Below are 17420 nucleotides of genomic sequence, written 5' to 3'. Positions count from 1 at the left end.
CGTCGGAGGCCGCGGTGGCCGCGTCGAGCGCCTCGCGGAGCGACTCGGCATCCTCCGCCCGGACCATCCGGGTGGCGGCGAGCGCGGCGGCACCGGGCTCGACCACCCGGCGGAAGTCGAGGGCGTCCTGCAGCTGCGCCCCCATCGAGCGCACCAGCTCACCGGCGACGGACCGGGAGACCGTGGTGCCGCCGTAGGTGACGAAGGTGCCGCCACCGCGCCCGCGACGGGTCTGCACGTACCCGGCCTGCCGCAGCGCCTCCAGCGCCTCGCGCACGGTGGAGCGGCCCACCTGCAGGGTCGCGGCCAGCTCCCGTTCGGAGGGCAGCCGCTCGCCACGCGGGATCACCCCGAGCTTGATCGTGCGGGCCAGCCGCTCGACGGCGATCTCGAAGGCGTTGCCCGAGCGCACCGGTCCCAGCAGGGACGCCGGGACCGTATGGCCGCCCATGGGGCTCACGCGCGGATCCGCTCGCCCTTGGGGTCGTACAACGGCGGCTCGGCGACCACCCCTGGCACCCACTCCCCGAACACCATCACCTCGACAGGGGTGCCCGCCAGGGCGGACGCCGCGGGCAGGTAGGCGAAGGCGATCGAGGCGTCCACCGAGTGGCCGATCGCACCGCTGGTCACCCGCCCCACGGTGTGGCCGTCGACCCGCACCGGCTCGTTGCCCAGCACCTGGCGCAGCGGGTCGGACAGGGTGACGCACGCCAGCCGCCGCTCTGGCCGCTCCCGCCCGGCCAGCGCCTCCCGGCCGAGGAACTCCTTGTCCGGCTTCACGCAGAAGCCCAGCCCGGCCTCGTACGGCGTCTGGTCGGCGGTGATGTCCGACCCCCAGTACAGGTAGCCCTTCTCGGCGCGCAGCGAGTCGATCGCCCGGTAGCCGCAGCGGAGCATCCCGTGCCCGGCACCAGCCTCGACCAGCTCGGCCCACAGTGCCGCGCCGTACTCGGCCGGGGTGTAGACCTCCCAGCCGAGCTCTCCGACGAACGTGACCCTCAGCATCCGCACCGGAGCCGAGCCCACCGTGGTCTCGCGCATGGTCAGGTACGGGAACGCCTCGTTGTCCAGCCGCTGCGGGGTGAGCGGCTGCAGGATGTCCCGCGCCCGCGGGCCCCACAGGCCGAAGCAGGCCCACTGGCTGGTGACGTCCCGGACGATGACCGAGCCGTCCCGCGGCGCGTGCGCGGTGATCCAGGCCAGGTCGTGCCCGCCGAACGCCGTCCCGGTGACGATCTGGAAGGTGTCGTCGCCCAGCTGGGTGACCGTGAAGTCGCACTCGATGCCGCCGCGGGCGTTGAGCATCTGGGTGTACGTGATCCGGCCGGGGCCGCGGGCCACCCGGTTGTCGCACAGGCCCTCCAGCAGCGCGGCGGCGCCGGGGCCGGACACCTCGAGCTTGGCGAAGGACGACTCGTCGAACAGCCCGGCGGTCTCGCGGGTGGCCCGGTGCTCGGCCTCGATGGCCGGCGACCACAGCTTGCCGGCCCAGCCGAGCGGGCGCCCGGACGGGTCGCCGAGCGACTCGTTGCTGCGGTAGTAGTTCACCCGCTCCCAGCCGCTCTTCTCCCCGAAGGAGGCCTCCGCCGCGACGTGCGCGGCATACGCGGGCGACATCCGCAGCGGGCGCCCGGCCTGCCGCTCGTGGCCCGGGTAGACGATGTCGTAGTAGCTCTCGTAGTTCTCCCTGACCCGGGCCAGCGTGTACTTCGGCGAGCGGTACTGCCGGCCGAACCGGCGCACGTCCATCTCCCACAGGTCCATGCCGGGGTCGCCGTCCAGAATCCAGCCGGCCATGACCTCACCCATGCCACCGGCACCGGCGATGCCGTGCGCGCAGAACCCGGCGGCGACCCAGAACCCGTGGACGTCGGTCGGCCCGAGGCAGAACTCGTTGTCCGGGGTGAACCCCTCCGGCCCGTTGATCACCTTGCGGATCTCCACGTCGGCCATCGACGGCACCCGGACGACGGAGTTGGCGTAGATCTCCTCCAGCCGGGGCCACTCCTCTGGCAGCAGCCGGCCGTTGAAGTCGGCCGGGACGGCGTCCAAACCGTCCGGGCCGAGCGAGAACGGCGCGGACTGCCGCTCGTAGCCGCCCATGACCAGGCCGGCGCCGTCCTCACGGTAGTAGACGAGCAGGTCGGGGTCGCGCAGGGTCGGCAGCCGGCGCGCCTCGACGTCGACCGGGCGAAACGGCTGGGTGACGACGTACTGGTGGCTCATCGGGATGATCGGCACCCGGACGCCGACCATCCGGGCGATCTCCGCGGCGTACATGCCGCCGGCGTCGACGACGGTCTCGCACTCGATGTCGCCTTGGTCGGTCCGCACGCCGGTGACGGCGCCGCCGGACGCGGTGCAGCCCAGCACCCGGGTGCGCTCGTGCACCTGGACGCCGGCCCGGCGGGCGCCCTTCATCAGCGCGTAGGTGAGCTGCGAGGGGTCGAGGTAGCCGTCCGTGGGCAGGAAGGTGGCGCCAAGCACCCGCTCGGTGGACATCAGCGGGAACAGCCCCTGCGCCTCGGTGGCCGAGATGCGCTCCAGCGGCAGCCCGAAGGTCTCCGCCCAGGCGACCTGCCGCTCCAGCTCCTCGAGCCGCTCGGGGGACGACGCCAGCCGGATGCCGCCGCACTCGATCCAGCCGGGGTCGGTGTCCGGATCGGCCGCGAGCTCGCGGTACAGCTGGGCGCTACCCATCATCATCCGGGTCAGGTTCACCGAGCCGCGCAGCTGGCCGACCAGCCCGGCCGAGTGGAACGTCGAGCCACTGGTCAGCTCGTCGCGGTCGAGCACGACCACGTCGGTGACCCCGCTTCGCGCCAGGTGGTGCGCGATGCTGGCGCCCCCGACCCCGCCACCGACGATGACGATGCGGGCGCGGTCCGGCAGCTGTGCCATGAACGGGTTCCCCTCGGTGGTCGGTCAGTCGTCGGCCGCGAGGCCGTCCAGCAGGCGGTCGTGGGCGGGACCCAGCAGGTCGGCCCTGGCCGAGTCGTACTTCTCCATGCCCCAGGACCAGAAGTCGAAGTCGATCGGGGACACCGAGGCCTGGATGGAGGCCCACAGCGTCCAGCCGTAGCGGGCCAGCAGCGACCAGGCCTCGGCCCGGCAGGTCTTGCTCCGGGATCCCCGACCCCAGTAGGCGGCGACCAGCGCCGCCAGCTCCTCGCGCTCCAGCCCGGACTCCGAGGCGATGTTGCCCAGCTCGAAGCTCGGCTCGTTCATCCCGCTGTACTCGTAGTCGATCAGCCAAATCCACTCACCGTCGTCGATCAGGTTGGCGGCCAGGAGGTCGTTGTTGCACGGTCGCGGGGTCTCCGCCCCCGGCAGCAGGGCCGCCTCGAGCGCCTCCACTCGGGGCGCCAGGTCGAGGTAGTCCGCCGGCAGCCGGAAGCCGTGCTCGGTCACCACGCCGAGGTAGCGCCGCCGGATGCTGCGCATGTCGAAGGAGCCCTGGAACTCCGGACCGGCGTGCAGGGTCCGCACGGCCGCAGCGATCCGCGGGATGGTCGCTGGGTCGCGGACGTCGGGTGCCTGCAGGGTGCGGCCCGACAGGAAGCCGACGACGAGGACGTTGCGGTCGGGCAGCGCCTCGATCACGGGCGCGCCGACGCCGGCCAGCCAGGCCGCCGTGGTGTTGTGCCGCTCGGCGTCCCGGTCGATGGCCAGCAGGCCGGTCTCGGTCGAGGAGACGCGCACGACGTAGTCGCCGCCGTCGTCCGTGGTGACCCGGTAGTTGCGGTTGGTCAGCCCACCGCCGAGCTCGCACACCTCGAGCCGGCGACCGCGCAGCACGTCGAGCTGCTCGGGCAGGTCACCGAGATCAGGCTGCACGCCCGGAGCGTAGGACACGGCGCACCCCGGGGTCTGCGCATAGCCGCGATCGGTCGGTCAGCCGACCCGGCCGAGGTGCTCACGGACCAGCCGCTCGACCACCTCGGGATGCTCCATCTGGGCCACGTGCCCGCTCCGAGGCAGCAGCACCACCCGGGCGTCCGGGAACGTCTCGCCGACCCGCCGACCCGCGTGCGGCACCAGCTTGTCCCGACCGCCGTAGACCACGAGCGTGGGCGCGCCGACCTGCCGGGCCTGCGCCCACAGCGAGTCCGGTCCGCGGGTCGCCCAGGAGCGCATCAGGCCCCGGGCCGACGACGCGAGAGCGTCGGAGGCGTAGGGCAGTGCCGCGCGCCGGGCGGCCTCCTCGACCGCGAGCTGACGGGCGGCCGGCGAGACGCTGGCGGGGTCGGCGAACACCAGGTCGAGCAGGCCTGCGACCCGCTCCTCCGGGGTGAGCGCCTGCATCCGCCGGGCGACCAGCGCCCCGACGCCGGGCAGGGCCATCGCGGCGACTGCGGTGCGCCAGCGCCCTGGCCGAAGGTCCGGCAGGGCCGGGGCGATCAGCGTCAGGGTGCGCACCAGGTCGGGCCGCCGTGCGGCCACCGCCGTGGCGACGGCACCTCCCAGGGAGTTGCCGAACAGGTGCACCCGGCCCCGGTCGTCGTGCTCCAGCAGCGCGATGACCGCCCTGGCGTGGCCGGCCACCGAGTAGTCGCCGTCGTCGGGGGGCGGTGAGTCACCGAATCCCGGCAGATCGGGTGCGCGGCCGTCCAGCCGGTCGGCGAGCAGTCCCATGAGCTGCGTCCAGTTGAGCGCCGACCCGCCCAGACCGTGGACGAGCACGGCGGGCTCGGCGGCCGGTCCGGTGCCGGGCGCCACCCGGACGGACAGGGTGTAGCCGGGGAGAGAGACCCGCTCGGGCGGCCAGGGTGGAAACGTGGGGGTGTCACGAAGGTCGGTCACGCTGACTGAAGGTACGTCTCAATCCGTCGGTTGAGCGCATCCAGGGTGGCCCTGATCACGGCCTGCCGCGGGTCGTCGCGCACCGCGCTGATCCCGGTGAGCCGCTCCGTCGCGTGCCTGGTGATCATCGAGATCTCGACGACGACGGCCTTGTCGGCACCGAGCGTCGTGGACTGCAGGTGCTCGAGCTCGAACCGGGCCGCCGAGCCGATGCAGGACTCCACCGCGCGCAGCGTGGCCTGGGCCACCGCCCGGTGCACGCTGGTCGCGGTCGCGGCGGCGTCCGCGGCTCCGGTGTAGGAGCGGCCGTCCCTGGTCAGCGACACCTCGGCCGCGACGCCCAGCTGCGCGGACACGAGCTGCATGCGGGAGATCAGCAGCCGCGGGGGGCGCGGCGCATGGGTCGGACCGTCCTCCGCAGCCGGCGGCTCGACGGCCGGCTGGGGCGGCGCGGCCGCCGCGACCGGCTGGGCCGGGGACCCGCCGGCTGGGGGCTCGGTGGCCGACGCGGACGGCACCACGGACAGCTCGGGACCGGCCACTGCCTCGACGGCCGCGATCCGCTCCTCGACGTCCGCGACCGCCGCCTGCACCGCCGGAGTGGCCGCGACGTGCGCGCCTCTGTTCGGCATCGCCTCCTCGACCACCTGCACCCGACCGGCGTCCACGCCGAGGCCGAACCGCTCCCCGAGGATGCGGTTGACCTTCATGGCGACGTCGACCTCGTCCGCGCCGAGGGCGAGCTGAAGCCGCAGGGTGCCCGGACCCCCGTGCTCGTCAGGGAGGATCTCGGCGTCAGCGACGCCCGGCACGGCGCGCAGCACCGACACCACATCGGCGGACTCGCCGCCGGGCCCCCCCAGGCTCATGGACACAGTGTGGCAGGCGCGGGCTCAGGCAGAAGCACGCCGGCGACCCTTTCGCCCGGTTGGCCTATCAACCGGCTCCTGCTGCTCGGCCTGCTCCTCACTGTCGGGTCGCTCGCCGCGGGCCCGCTGCGCGGCCTCCACACTGGCGCGCAGCGCCGCCATCAGGTCGACCACCGCGCCCTCGTCCGTGGCCTGCCCCGGAGGTGCGACCACCTCACGGCCCTCGATCTTCGCCTCGATCACCTGCTGGAGGGCGGCCCGGTACTCGTCGTGGTACTCCGTCGGGTCGAAGTCACCGGCCAGCGCCTCGATGAGCGACTCGGCCATGGCCAGCTCCTGCGGGCGGGCCGTGACGTCGTCCGAGAGGAAGCCGAACTCCGGGGCGCGGATCTCGTCCGGCCACAGCATCGTCTCGAGCACGAGGACGCCGCCCTTGGACCGAAGACAGGCCAGCCGCTCCCGCTGGCGCAGCGCCACCTTAACCAGTGCCACCCGCGCCGAGCGGTCCAGCGCGTCGCGCAGCAGAACGTACGGCTTGACCCCCAGGTCCTCAGGCTCGAGGTAGTAGGAGCTGTCGAAGTACATCGGGTCGACCTGCTCGAGCGGCACGAACTGCAGGACCTCGACGGTCTTGCTAGTGACCAACGGCAGGTCGGCGAAGTCCTCGTCGGTGAGCACCACGACCTCGCCGGTGGGCAGCTCGTAGCCCTTCGCGATGTCGGCGTAGGCCACCTGCTGCCCGTCCACCGAGCAGACCCGCTGGTACTTGATCCGGCCGCCGTCGTCACGGTGCACCTGGTGGAAGGAGACGTCCTGCTCCTGGGTGGCCGAGTACAGCCGGACCGGGATCGTCACCAGCCCGAAGGAGATCGCGCCCTTCCAGATCGTGCGCATGCCGAACCTCCTCGCGGCCGGAGACGCCATGGTGGCACGCTGTCGACCACCATGGTCGAGAAGATCGTCGTCGAGGTCGAGGGCAGGCGGCTCACGCTGTCCAACCCGACCAAGGTGCTCTACCCCGAAACCGGGTTCACCAAGGCCGAGGTCATCGACTACTACACCCGGGTCGCGCCGGTGCTGCTGCCGCACCTGGCCGGGCGACCGGTGACGTTCACCCGCTGGCCGGACGGCGTGGGCGGGCACTCGTTCTTCGAGAAGAACGTGCCGACGCACGCGCCGGACTGGGTGCGCCGGGTGCGGCTGCCGGCCCCGGGGTCCGGCAAGGACCGCACGACCATCGACTACGCGCTGGTCGAGGACCTGCCCACCCTGGTGTGGGCGACGAACCTGGCCGCCCTCGAGCTGCACGTGCCGCAGTGGCGGGTCGGCGCGGACGGCGCGGCCCGCGGCCCCGACCTGCTGGTCCTCGACCTCGACCCGGGCCCGCCGGCCACGGTCCTGGAGTGCGCCCGTGTGGCGCTGGCCCTGCGGGAGATGCTGGCCGCCGACGGGCTGACGGCGTACCCGAAGACCTCCGGCTCCAAGGGGATGCAGCTGTACGTCCCGGTCGCCGAGACCACCGACAACCGGACGTCCGGCTACGCACGCGACCAGGCCGTGCGGCTGGAGCGGGAGCAGCCCGGCCTGGTCGTCAGCCGGATGCTCCGCAGCCTGCGCCCGGGCAAGGTGCTGGTCGACTGGTCGCAGAACAACGCCGCGAAGACGACGATCGCCCCCTACTCGCTGCGCGCCCGGGCCCGGCCGACCGTCTCCGCACCGGTGACCTGGGCTGAGGTGACCGCCGCGAACGACCCCGAGGACCTCGTGGTGACGGCGGGCGACCTGCTGCGCCGCGTGCAGCGCGACGGCGACCTGCTGCTCCCGCTGCTGGACGACGCCCGGCCGGCGCTGCCCGACCCACCGGCAACCGGACAGCCGGGCCGTACCCGGTAGCGTGAGGGTGTCCGCCGAAAGGAGCCCGACGTGTCCGACGTGGAGAGCCCAGCACCCGAGGAGCCGGTCGACCTCGAGGAGGAGGAGGTCGACCCCGAGGCGCCGGCCGAGGCGACGCCAGCCAGCACCGCCATCGAACTGGAGGAGCCTGAGGCCGACGCCCTCGAGCAGGCCGTCGTGGTCGAGGGGGACGACGACGAGTACCGCTGACCCGGGCCGAGGAGTCAGCACCCGCTGGGTTACCCCTGAGTAGGATCGCCGGCGTGACCATGTCCAGCCGGGTGGGCCCAGAGCCACCGGCCAGAGGTGTGCGGCTGCCCCGCAGCGCCCGCCGCGCCCAGCTGCTCAACGCGGCGCGCGACGTCTTCGTCGTCAGCGGCTACCACGCGGCCGGCATGGACGACATCGCCGAGCGCGCCGGGGTGTCCAAGCCGGTGCTCTACCAGCACTTCCCCAGCAAGCTCGAGCTCTACCTCGCGCTGCTGGACCAGAGCAGTGCGGACCTGCAGGCCACCGTCCGGGACGCCCTCGAGTCGACCACGGACAACAAGCAGCGGGTCACCGCGACCATGCAGGCCTACTTCGACTTCGTCGGGGCCGAGTCCAGCACCTTCCGGCTGGTCTTCGAGTCGGACCTGACGTCCGAGCCCGCCGTCCGGGACCGGGTGGACCGGGTGCAGCAGGAGTCGGCCGAGCAGGTCAGCGAGGTGATCGCTGAGGACGCCGGCCTGTCCAACGAACAGGCGCACCTGCTCGCGGTGGGGCTGATCGGCATGGCGCAGGTCAGCGCCCGGTACTGGGTCACCACCGGTCAGCAGATCCCTGCGGACGAGGCGGTGCGACTGGTCTCCACGCTGGCCTGGCGGGGCATCTCGAAGTTCCCCCGCACCGGCGGCTGAGCCCGGTCGGCTCGACTAGCCTGTCGACTACATCAATCGAGCACGGTGAGTCGGAGGTCGGCGTGGAGGTCAAAATCGGGGTCAAGGGCGCAGCGCGCGAGCTGGCGCTCGAGAGCAACGAGTCCCCCGAGGCCGTCACCGCGGCGGTCCAGGCCGCACTGGCCGCTGACGAGGGGCTGCTCATCCTGGAGGACGAGAAGGGCCACAAGATCGTGGTCGTGGCCGACCAGCTGGCCTACGTCGAGATCGGCGAGCAGATCGAGCGCCGGGTCGGCTTCGGCACGATGTAGCCCGGCCGCCGAGAACGGCGGGGTGTTTGCCGCGCTGGCGGTGGTGGCAGTCGGCGCCGGTGTTGTGCTCGGCGGTGGGGCCGGTCGGCCGCGGCAACTCCCAACCACCGAGAACCCAGGCAGGACAACGACTTTCCGCAGACCTAGCGCCCGCCGTCCCGGGACGCCACACTGTAGACATGGACCCGACGGGGGTTTGGGTGGGCCATGACACGGTGCGGTTCACTCGGACGCGGGCGCAGTGGGGCTGCTGGTCGTCGCCACCCGGATCGCGTTCGCCGTGACCGATCCGACGCTGCCGACGACGTATCCCCAGCGCGCCGAGTGGGCGTTGATGTTCGTCGTCCCCTTCGGAGCCGGCACTGCGGCGATCTTCCGCTGGCAGGGGGTGACCGTGTCCCGGGAGGCGCTGACCGTGCACGGACCAAGCGGTCGGGTGATCCCCTGGCGGGACATCCAGGGCATCTCGCTCGAGCGACAGCTGGGCGGCGCGATCGTCGTCGTCGACGAGAGCTCTGGACGCCGGACCCGGCTGCCCGCACCGATCACGGGCCCGCTGAGCGGGGACCGTGGCTTCGAGGCCAAGTACCGCACCATCGGCGAGTGGTACCTGGCGCTCCGTGACCAGTCTTGTCAGGGTGACGACGACCTATACGACGTCCTCAGCCTGACAAGTCGAAGGGTCAGGCGGACAGGCCGAGCGCCTGCATCCGGCGGGTGTGCGCCTCGGTGAGCCGGGTGAACATCCGCCCGATCTCGGCCAGGTCGAAGCCAGGCATCGAGGTGCCGCTGATCCCGCCGACCAGCAGGTTGGACAGCGCGTCCCGGTCAGCGGCGACCCGCTGCGCCTGGGACAGCATCTCTCCCACCAGCCGGCGTCCCCACAGCGCCAGCCGGCCGGCCACCCGCGGGTCCTCGGCGATCGCCTTGCGGACAGCGGCCACGACGAAGGCCGAGTGCCCGGTGTCGGCCATCACGTCGTTCACCAGGGCCTGCGACTCCGGGTCCAGCCACCGGGCCACCTCGCGGTAGAAGTCCGCGCTGACGCCGTCCCCCACGTAGGCCTTCATCAGGCCCTCGAGCCAGTCGTTCGGGGCGGTGGACTCGTGGAACCCGTCGATCGAGGCGATGAACGGGGTCATGGCCTCGTCCGGGTCGGCACCGAGCTCGGCCAGCCGGTCCCGCAGCCGCACGAAGTGCCGGTGCTCGGCGACCGCCATGGCCGCCAGCTCGGCCTCGTCGGAGATCGTCGGCGCGAGCGCCGCGTCGGCCGCCAGCCGCGCGAACGCGGACAGCTCGCCGTACGCCAGCACGCCCAGCAGGTCCACCACAGCGGCCCGGTAGGCGGGGTCGTCGAGGCTGGGCGCGGCGGGGGTCTCCGACTCGGTCACCTCTGCAGCGTAGCCAGCGCACCGCGTCCCACCGGCCTGGCCGCGCTACACTGGCCGTTGTCGCCCCGCCGGGCGGCGCTCGCGGTGTCGACCGACGCCGCCGCCAGGACCTTCCACCGTGCGCGCTCGCCCGAGCTGCGCTGGTGCCGCAGGTCCAGCCCACGAGAGGGAAGAGGCGACAAGCCCTGACCACGTTCCGCGAACTTGGGGTGTTCCCCCAGACCGCCGACGCGCTGGACGCGCTCGGCATCATCGAGGCCTTCCCGATCCAGGAGATGACCCTCCCGGTGGCCCTGTCCGGCGCCGACGTCATCGGCCAGGCCAAGACCGGTACCGGCAAGACCCTCGGCTTCGGCATCCCGCTGCTGCAGCGGATCATCGCCCCGGACGACGCGGACGAGGTCGAGCTGGTGGCCCCCGACGTCCCACAGGCGCTCGTCGTCGTCCCGACCCGCGAGCTGTGCATCCAGGTCGCCGACGACCTGCGGGCGGCCGGCCGCACCCGGGGGGTGCGGGTGCTGGAGATCTACGGCGGCCGCGCCTACGAGCCGCAGATCGAGACCCTGCACAAGGGCGTCGACGTTGTCGTCGGCACCCCCGGCCGGCTGATCGACCTGGCCCAGAAGCGTCACCTCGACCTGTCGCACGTCAAGGTGCTGGTCCTCGACGAGGCCGACGAGATGCTCGACCTGGGCTTCCTGCCGGACGTCGAGCGGATCGTGGCCCAGACCCCGCAGAACCGGCAGACCATGCTCTTCTCGGCCACCATGCCGGGCCAGATCATCAACCTGGCGCGGCGCTACATGCGCCAGCCCACGCACATCCGGGCGGTCATGGGCGACGACGAGCTGCAGACCGTCGACACGGTCGAGCAGCACGTCTACCAGGCGCACGCACTCGACAAGATCGAGGTGCTGGCCCGCATCCTGCAAGCCGAGGGCCGCGGTCTCACTCTCGTCTTCTGCCGCACCAAGCGCGCCTGCGACAAGGCCGCCGAACAGCTGACCGAGCGCGGCTTCGCGGCCGCCGCGGTGCACGGCGACCTGGGCCAGGGCGCCCGCGAGCAGGCACTGCGCGCCTTCCGCAGCGGCAAGGTCGACGTCCTGGTGGCGACCGACGTGGCCGCCCGTGGCATCGACATCGAGGGCATCACCCACGTCGTCAACTACACCTGCCCGGAGGACTCCAAGACCTACCTGCACCGGGTCGGTCGGACGGCGCGAGCCGGCGCCTCCGGTGTCGCCGTCACGTTCGTTGACTGGGCGGACGTGTCGCGCTGGGGTCTGATCAACAAGGAGCTCGGGCTGCCGTTCGCGCAGCCGGTCGAGACGTACTCGACCTCCGAGCACCTGTTCACGGCGCTGCACATCCCGGCCACGGCCACCGGCTCGTTGCCCAGGGCCCAGCGCACCCGCGCCGGCCTGGATGCCGAGCAGCTCGAGGACCTCGGCGAGACCGGCAAGCACAGCAGCCGGCCCCCGAAGCCCAAGCACGACCACAACCACGGCCACGGCCGTGACCACAAGCCGAAGAGCGAGCGGCCGGCCCGTAACCGCAACCGTACCCGCAGCGGCCAGCCGGCCGCGGATGCCACCGAGCACACCGCCACCGAGGCGGTGACTGCCGAGGCTGGCGACCCGTCGCCCGCCGGCTCCGGCCCGGTCACCGACTCCGACGGTGCGGCTCGCAAGCGCCGTCGCCGCCGGGGCGGTCGGGGTCACGGATCGGGCACGACCACGGCCGACAGCACGCCCGACACGGCCAGCGGCGCGGAGTAGCCGCAGCCTCAGTGCTGGACTCGGACGCTCACCCAGGTCCGCCGGCCGCAGGCCGGGCAGCGCATCCACGACCCGTGGTGGCGCCGGAGGAACGGCAGGTGCAGGGACGGCAGCGCCAGCAGCAGCGCCTGCCGGGCCGAGACCACCGTGTGCTTGCGGCAGGACGAGCAGGCGATCGTGATCGCCCCCAGGCTCGCCGGTGGGACCGCGTCGCTGAACAGCGCACGACGGCCGTCCTGGTCGGCCGGCGCGGCCAGCGACTCCGCGCTGAGTGGCTCCGGCCGAGGGGACCGCGGCCGGAGCCGGTCGAACCCGGCGGCCGGGTCGGCCCGGCGGGTCCGCGGCACGCCGTTGCCCTTCTCCGGCGGCCGGTCGGTCATCGGGGGGCCGCCGTGGTCGAGGTCTCGGCCGCAGCCTCGGAGTGGGCCGCCAGCAGCTTCCTGGCGTGCTCGCGGTAGGCCTGCGCGCCCTTCGACGTCTGCGCCGTGGCCAGGATCGAGCGGCCCACGGCCGGCGCCTCGGCGAACCGGATCGACTTGGCGATCGGCGGCTCCAGCACCGGCAGGTCGTACCGCTGCGCCACGTCGGCCAGCACCGCCTGGGCGTGGTTCGTCCGCCCGTCGAACAGCGTGGGCAGCACGCCGAGCACGGTGAGCCCCCGGTTGGTCAGCCGCTGGACGTCCCGCACGGTGTCCAGCAGCTGGCCCACGCCGCGGTGCGACAGGGTCTCGCACTGCAGCGGGATGAGCACGTCGTCGGCCGCGGTGAGCGCGTTGAGGGTGAGCACACCGAGGGACGGCGAGCAGTCCAGCAGCACCCAGTCGTAGTCGCCGCTGATCTCCTCCAGCGCGCTGCGCAGGGCGTACTCGCGGCCGGTCCTGGTCAGCAGCAGGGCCTCCGACCCGGCCAGGTCGATGGTGGCCGGCAGCAGGTCCACGCCGTCCTCGGTCTCTTGGACGGCGAGCCGGGCGTCCACCCGGCCGAGCAGCACGTCGTGCACGGACAGCTCGAGGGTCTCCGGGTCCAGCCCGAGGGAGAACGTGAGGCAGGCCTGCGGGTCGAGGTCGACGAGCAGCACCCGCTGGTCGAGCTCGGCGAGCGCGCTGCCGAGCGAGGCGACGGTCGTGGTCTTGGCGACGCCGCCCTTCTGGTTGGCGACGGCAACGGTTCGGGTCACGGCGCTCCGGGGTGGCGAGGCGGCATCGGGGACGGTTCCCACCTATTCTGCCCTGAGTGAGCACGCCGCCCACACTGACGCTGCCCCCCGGGGTGGTCACCCGGTCAGTGGTGACCGACAGGGGTGCTTTCGCTGGCCTGCAGGCCGAGCCGGAGCCGACGGCCACCGCGAGTGCCGACGCCGTGCCCACCGCCGTCCTCATCCCCGGCTTCACCGGGTCGAAGGAGGACTTCATCGCCGTGCTGGCGCCGCTGGCCCGAGCCGGCTTCCGGGTGCTGGCCTACGACCAGCGCGGCCAGTTCGAGTCGCCGGGCGACCCCCCGCCCGAGGGCTGGGTGCTCGAGGCGTTCGCCATGGACGCGCTCGCGGTCTGCGCACAGGCCGCCCCCGGCCCGGTGCACCTGCTCGGCCACTCGTTCGGCGGGCTGGTCGCCAAGTCCGCCGCGCTCGCCGGGCCGGAGGCCTTCGCCTCGCTGACCCTGCTGGGGTCCGGACCGGCCGGCCTCGTCGGGCGCCCAGCGGAGCTGTTGCGGCAGATGGCCGAGACGATGCCCCGCATCGGGCTGTCCGCCACCTGGGCGGTCAAGCACTCCCTGGACGTCGAGAACGGCTGGCAGCCCCCCGACGACCCGGGTGTCGCCGCCTTCCTCGAACGGCGGTTCCTCGCCAACGACACCGACGGCCTGGCCGCGATCGCCCGGCTGCTCACCGAGGCGCCCGACCGCACCGACCTGCTGCGGGACACCGGCCTGCCCGTGCTCGTGGCCTGCGGCGAGCACGACGACGTGTGGTCTCCGAAACTTCAGTCCGAAATGGCGTCACAGCTCGGCGCCCCGTGCGTCTTCGTACCAGGAGCGGCCCACTCGCCGGCGGCAGAGAACGCCGAGGAGACCGCCCGGGTACTGGTCCAGTTCTGGTCCAGGCTCGGCAGGGGTCCGCTCGACCGAGGAGGTGCACACAGGTGATGAAGTTGGAGCTGCGCGAGACCCTGACGACCGACCCCGAGCAGGTGGCACATGCCCGCCAGCTCGTCGCGGGGTACCTGCGCGACCTCGGCAGCACCGAGGAGGAGGTCGCCGTCCTGCTGGTCAGCGAGCTCGTCACCAACGCGATCCTGCACGCGAGCGGCCCGCTCGAGCTGCGCGCCCGGCCACTCGATGACGGCCTGCGCGTCGAGGTGCTCGACTCGGCGAGCCACGCACCGATGCTGCGCACCGAGGTGGACCTCACCGACATCGGGGGGCGCGGCCTCCAGCTGGTCGACGTGCTCGCCGACCGCTGGGGCTGGAGCGAGTCCGACGAGGGCAAGGTCGTCTGGTTCGAGCTGGACGGCTGAGACCGCCCTACTCCTGCCCCACCCCCGCCTCCACCGGCCCCGCGCCGTCCAGCGCCGCCCAGCTCTCCTTGATCCCTGACACCGCCCGCCCCTGCTCGCAGTGGCGGGCGTAGTCGCACCAGCCGCACAGCGCGGACGGCCGTGGCGGGAACACCTCGTCCAGCTGGTCCGCCGGCAGCCCCTCGCGGAACCGGGCGTCGGCGTCCGCCGCCTCCCCGCCGATCGACTCGGCCCTCCGCAGGTGCCGGCCCAGCGACTCCGCCGAGTGGTCCCACCCCACGACCTCGCCGCTGGGCAGGTGGTGCAGCTCGACCCGGTGGCAGTCCGCCCGCAGCGTCTGCCGCACGGCCAGCGCGTACAGCGCGAGGGCCAATGACCCCCGCACGTCGTCCGTGGTGGGGGGTCGCCGCCCCGACTTGTAGTCGACCACCACGAGCGCGCCGTCCCGCTCGTCGATGCGGTCCACCCGCCCGCTGACCGAGAGCCGGGCGGTCCGGGTGGCCACCGTCCGCTCCACCCCCCGCGGCTCGTCGTCGGGGTCCAGGGTCTCGACGTAGTCCACGGCCATGTCGGTGGCCCGCTGCAGCCACTGCTCGGACTGCGCGTCGTCGCGGTAGCCGTCGGTCAGCCAGCCCGCCGCCAGCAGCTGGCCCGCCGCGGCCGGCGTGCGGCGCTCGCGGGGCAGCGACCACCAGGCGGCCAGGGCGTTGTGCAGGCTGGCCCCCAGGCTGTTGTGCGCCCACGGCGCCCCCTTGGGCGGGGCCGGCCGGTCCAGGTAGGTCATCCGGTACCGCCGCGGGCAGTCCAACCAGGTGTTCAGCCGGGTGGGCGTGCAGGAGAAGAGCCGTTGCGGCATGCCCTCGAGGCCGAGCTGGTCCACCTGGGACACCCTAGGCGGTGGGTCTGACCGCCCGGCGCTCCCGCAGCTGCACCAGCACCTCCAACGGAGTGGTGGCCGCACCGATCCGCTGTGGCCGGTTCGCGCCGTGGAAGTCGCTGGACCCCAGCGGCAGCAGCCCGAGCGACGCCGCGAGCCGGGCCGCGTGGGCCTGCTGGCCGGGGTCATGGTCGGGGTGGTCGACCTCGATGCCGACCAGACCCGCCTCGGCCATGGCCTCGACCACCTCGTCGTCGACCACCGGCCCGCGCGCGGCCGCGAACGGGTGGGCGAACGCGGGTGCCCCCCCGGCTTCGCGGACCAGCCGGACGGCGGCCACCGGATCGGTGCCGTGGTGCGGGACGTAGTACGGCGAACCGGGGCCGAGCAGCCGGTCGAAGGCGTCGTCCATCGAGGTGGCGTGACCGCGGGCGACGAGCAGCCGGGCGACGTGCGGGCGGCCCAGTGTGGCGTCGTCCGACCCGGTCTGCTCGAGCAGCTCCTCGAAGCTGACCCGGTAGCCGTCCGCGGCGAGCCGGCGCACCATCTCCCGGGCCCTGGGGACCCGGTCGTCGCGGCTGAGCGCCATCTCGGCCAGCAGGTCGGGGTCGGTGGGGTCCGGCCAGTAGGCCAGCAGGTGCAGCGTGATGGCGCCCGGCGTCCGGCAGGACAGCTCGGCCCCCGGGACCAGCTCGATGCCGAGCCGCCCCGCGGCGGTCTGCGCCGCGGGCAGCCCGGCCAGCGTGTCGTGGTCGGTGAGCGCCACGGCCTGCAGCCCGGCTGCGACCGCCGCGGCGACCACGGCGGCCGGCTCGACCGTGCCGTCCGAGGCCGTCGAGTGGGTGTGCAGGTCGGCGCGCCCGCCCATGGGCCGCTCAGCCCAGCCGCGGGGTGGGTGCACCGATCGGCAGGTCGAGCGGGTGCCCGGCGTTGCGCAGGTCGACCAGGGCGAGGTGGTCCTGCACCAGCAGCCCGCCGGTCTCCGGCCAGCAGATCGCCCACAGCCACTGACCCAGCGCCTCCCCGGCGTAGACGCAGCGGTCCGCATCGCCCGACAGCTCCCACAGCGCGGTCGGGTCGCCGGCCGCCTCGACCCGCGCGGCCGGCGGGGCGCCGTCGATCAGCGGCCCCGGGTCGGGTCCGGCGATCCCGGCGAACCGGGCGCCCAGGCCGACCCCCGGCTCCTCGGCCACCAGCAGCAGGTCCCCGGGCCCGCCGAACGGCGCGGGGCCGCTCACCGCGACGACGGTCGCCCGCGCACCGGTGCGCTCGTCCCCGGCGAAGGAGAACCCCGTGACCAGCCAGCCGGGCGGCAGCGGCCAGGGCACCCACACCGGCACGGCCGAGCTCCCGGCCACGGCTGCCAGCGCCTCGGAGGACAGCGGCAGCTGCCGCTGGAGCGGATGCACCGACCCGTGCTGGTCGCACAGCCACTGGCTGGACCGCAGCCCAGGCTCGTGCAGCGGGCCACCGCACCGCGGGCAGCTGGGCGCACCCTTCATGGGTTCACCGCCTCACGAGGTGGGCACGGGTCGGCCGGGCTGCTCACCTCCGCGCTGCTCGCCGTACACCCGCTTGGGCACCATCACCTTGCGGCGGAACACACAGACCACGGTGCCGTCCTGCTTGTAGCCCTTGGTCTCGACATAGACGATGCCCCGGTCGTCCTTGGACTTCGACTCGGTCTTCTCCAGCACCGTGGTCTCGCCGTAGATGGTGTCGCCGTGGAAGGTCGGGGCGATGTGCTTGAGCGACTCGACCTCGAGGTTGGCGATGGCCTTGCCGCTGATGTCCGGCACCGACATGCCCAGCAGCAACGAGTAGACGTAGTTGCCCACGACCACGTTCTTGCCGAAGTCGGTCGTCTCCCCCGCGTAGTGCGCGTCCAGGTGCAGCGGGTGGTGGTTCATCGTGATCAGACAGAACAGGTGGTCGTCGTACTCGGTGACCGTCTTGCCGGGCCAGTGCTTGTAGGTGGCCCCGACCTCGAACTCCTCGTAGTAGCGCCCGAACTGCATCGCGACCTCCTCGTCCCGACGTCCTACCCCGATCCTGCCGAACCCCGGCGGCGAGCGCACCGCCGGGGTGGCCTCGAGCTGGACGC

General features: G+C 73.2%; 20 protein-coding genes and 1 pseudogene. 8 read left to right on the top strand and 13 right to left on the bottom strand.

What is annotated here, in order from left to right; translation table 11 throughout:
- From VIM19_05040 to VIM19_05015, 6 genes are all read right to left on the bottom strand, one after another.
- Positions 1-451: GntR family transcriptional regulator (locus VIM19_05040; GenBank protein ID HEY5184268.1), on the bottom strand; the 451-nt coding region annotated here is incomplete at its 3' end.
- 5 nt (positions 452-456) lie between these two features.
- Complete coding sequence (locus tag VIM19_05035; protein HEY5184267.1) at positions 457-2904, bottom strand: FAD-dependent oxidoreductase; 2448 nt, start codon at positions 2902-2904, stop codon at positions 457-459.
- A gap of 24 nt (positions 2905-2928) precedes the next feature.
- Positions 2929-3840 carry a phosphotransferase gene (locus VIM19_05030; GenBank protein ID HEY5184266.1) on the bottom strand — a complete coding sequence of 304 codons (912 nt, stop codon included), beginning with the start codon at positions 3838-3840 and terminating at the stop codon, positions 2929-2931.
- A gap of 57 nt (positions 3841-3897) precedes the next feature.
- Positions 3898-4806, bottom strand: a complete 909-nt coding sequence (locus VIM19_05025; GenBank protein HEY5184265.1) for an alpha/beta fold hydrolase — start codon at positions 4804-4806, stop codon at positions 3898-3900.
- Positions 4803-5675: a hypothetical protein gene (locus VIM19_05020; protein HEY5184264.1), complete on the bottom strand. Its 873-nt coding sequence runs from the start codon at positions 5673-5675 to the stop codon at positions 4803-4805. The genes VIM19_05025 and VIM19_05020 overlap by 4 nt, the downstream gene beginning before the upstream one ends.
- A gap of 24 nt (positions 5676-5699) precedes the next feature.
- Entirely contained in the window at positions 5700-6569 is an 870-nt protein-coding gene (locus VIM19_05015) for a Ku protein (GenBank protein HEY5184263.1), read from the bottom strand.
- Positions 6570-6620: 51 nt separating this feature from the next.
- Here VIM19_05015 and ligD point away from each other — a divergent pair, with 51 nt between their 5' ends.
- From ligD to VIM19_04990, 5 genes are all read left to right on the top strand, one after another.
- Positions 6621-7568, top strand: coding sequence for a non-homologous end-joining DNA ligase (ligD, locus tag VIM19_05010; protein HEY5184262.1), 948 nt, complete (start codon positions 6621-6623; stop codon positions 7566-7568).
- A gap of 30 nt (positions 7569-7598) precedes the next feature.
- Positions 7599-7778, top strand: coding sequence for a hypothetical protein (locus tag VIM19_05005; GenBank protein HEY5184261.1), 180 nt, complete (start codon positions 7599-7601; stop codon positions 7776-7778).
- A 59-nt stretch (positions 7779-7837) separates the two neighbouring features.
- The gene (locus VIM19_05000) at positions 7838-8467 is read left to right on the top strand and encodes a TetR/AcrR family transcriptional regulator (GenBank protein HEY5184260.1); all 630 of its coding nucleotides are present in this window, start codon (positions 7838-7840) and stop codon (positions 8465-8467) included.
- A gap of 62 nt (positions 8468-8529) precedes the next feature.
- Positions 8530-8757: a DUF3107 domain-containing protein gene (locus VIM19_04995; GenBank protein ID HEY5184259.1), complete on the top strand. Its 228-nt coding sequence runs from the start codon at positions 8530-8532 to the stop codon at positions 8755-8757.
- A 241-nt stretch (positions 8758-8998) separates the two neighbouring features.
- A complete protein-coding gene (locus VIM19_04990) occupies positions 8999-9490 on the top strand; it encodes a hypothetical protein (GenBank protein ID HEY5184258.1) in 492 nt (163 codons plus the stop codon).
- On the opposite strand, the gene VIM19_04985 is transcribed toward VIM19_04990, so the two are convergent.
- The gene (locus VIM19_04985; protein HEY5184257.1) at positions 9441-10148 is read right to left on the bottom strand and encodes a ferritin-like fold-containing protein; all 708 of its coding nucleotides are present in this window, start codon (positions 10146-10148) and stop codon (positions 9441-9443) included. The two genes, VIM19_04990 and VIM19_04985, sit on opposite strands and share 50 nt — an antisense overlap.
- Positions 10149-10288: 140 nt before the next feature.
- On the opposite strand from VIM19_04985, the pseudogene VIM19_04980 reads away from it, so the two are divergent.
- Positions 10289-11722: pseudogene (locus tag VIM19_04980) on the top strand (DEAD/DEAH box helicase).
- A gap of 212 nt (positions 11723-11934) precedes the next feature.
- Here VIM19_04980 and VIM19_04975 read toward each other — a convergent pair.
- The gene (locus tag VIM19_04975) at positions 11935-12306 is read right to left on the bottom strand and encodes a hypothetical protein (GenBank protein ID HEY5184256.1); all 372 of its coding nucleotides are present in this window, start codon (positions 12304-12306) and stop codon (positions 11935-11937) included.
- Positions 12303-13103, bottom strand: a complete 801-nt coding sequence (locus VIM19_04970) for a ParA family protein (GenBank protein ID HEY5184255.1) — start codon at positions 13101-13103, stop codon at positions 12303-12305. The genes VIM19_04975 and VIM19_04970 overlap by 4 nt, the downstream gene beginning before the upstream one ends.
- A 56-nt stretch (positions 13104-13159) precedes the next feature.
- Between VIM19_04970 and VIM19_04965 the strand changes: the two genes are divergently transcribed.
- Complete coding sequence (locus tag VIM19_04965) at positions 13160-14068, top strand: alpha/beta hydrolase (protein HEY5184254.1); 909 nt, start codon at positions 13160-13162, stop codon at positions 14066-14068.
- Positions 14068-14439: an ATP-binding protein gene (locus VIM19_04960; protein ID HEY5184253.1), complete on the top strand. Its 372-nt coding sequence runs from the start codon at positions 14068-14070 to the stop codon at positions 14437-14439. Before VIM19_04965 ends, VIM19_04960 begins: the two co-directional genes overlap by 1 nt.
- Before the next feature lie 7 nt (positions 14440-14446).
- On the opposite strand, the gene VIM19_04955 is transcribed toward VIM19_04960, so the two are convergent.
- The 4 genes from VIM19_04955 to VIM19_04940 are packed head-to-tail and all read right to left on the bottom strand — an operon-like array spanning position 14447 to position 17334.
- Positions 14447-15319 carry a PD-(D/E)XK nuclease family protein gene (locus tag VIM19_04955; GenBank protein ID HEY5184252.1) on the bottom strand — a complete coding sequence of 291 codons (873 nt, stop codon included), beginning with the start codon at positions 15317-15319 and terminating at the stop codon, positions 14447-14449.
- 10 nt (positions 15320-15329) lie between these two features.
- On the bottom strand, positions 15330-16184 hold the full coding sequence (locus VIM19_04950) for a PHP domain-containing protein (protein HEY5184251.1): 855 nt from the start codon (positions 16182-16184) through the stop codon (positions 15330-15332).
- A 7-nt stretch (positions 16185-16191) separates the two neighbouring features.
- Positions 16192-16818, bottom strand: a complete 627-nt coding sequence (locus VIM19_04945; protein ID HEY5184250.1) for a DUF6758 family protein — start codon at positions 16816-16818, stop codon at positions 16192-16194.
- Positions 16819-16830: 12 nt separating this feature from the next.
- A complete protein-coding gene (locus VIM19_04940) occupies positions 16831-17334 on the bottom strand; it encodes a MaoC family dehydratase (GenBank protein HEY5184249.1) in 504 nt (167 codons plus the stop codon).
- Between the last annotated feature and the right edge of the window lie 86 nt (positions 17335-17420).

The organism is Actinomycetes bacterium (genome assembly GCA_036510875.1).
Classification (GTDB): domain Bacteria; phylum Actinomycetota; class Actinomycetes; order Prado026; family Prado026; genus DATCDE01.
The sequence above is the reverse complement of the archived record's forward strand: the minus strand, read 5'-3'. Positions and strand labels throughout refer to the sequence as shown.